This window comes from Massilia sp. 2TAF26, assembly GCF_052115005.1.
Classification (GTDB): domain Bacteria; phylum Pseudomonadota; class Gammaproteobacteria; order Burkholderiales; family Burkholderiaceae_D; genus Telluria.
Window position 1 is genome coordinate 1 of record NZ_JBFRFV010000138.1, and the last position, 388, is coordinate 388.

The window sequence follows — 388 nt, forward strand, 5'->3', positions numbered from 1 at the left end:
GATGCAGGCGGGGTAAGCCGGGTCGTACATCAGCTCCGTCGGGCACATGGTGGTGCGGCCCGCCGCGGAAGGCAGGATGCGCTGGCCGTAATCGGCGAAGAAGATGGAGTTGATCAGTTCGGATTTACCGCGCGAGAACTCAGCGACAAAAGCCACGGACAGCTTGTCGTCGGCCAGCTTGGCCAGTGTGCGCGCCAGGCGCTGTTCGGCGGCGGCATCGGCCAGTTCGGCCCCTACCACCCAGTTGCGGTAATTCTGAACGGCGGCGTACACATTCTGACGCCACGCGCTGTATTGCTCCAGGTCCCTGACCATCATCAGACTTTACCCCGTTGTTATTTTTGACAGTTTACGCAATAGAAGGTTGAACGCTGGCCCTGTTTGATCT

Annotated in this window: 1 protein-coding gene and 1 pseudogene; both read right to left on the reverse strand. The window is 59.5% G+C overall.

Annotation, left to right across the window (positions count from 1 at the left end):
* Positions 1-315 (reverse strand): annotated as a pseudogene (locus AB4Z32_RS27825) (GTPase); the annotation flags it as partial.
* Between the two features lie 20 nt (positions 316-335).
* Positions 336-386, reverse strand: coding sequence for a hypothetical protein (locus AB4Z32_RS27830; protein WP_442125030.1), 51 nt, complete (start codon positions 384-386; stop codon positions 336-338).
* Positions 387-388: the final 2 nt, after the last annotated feature.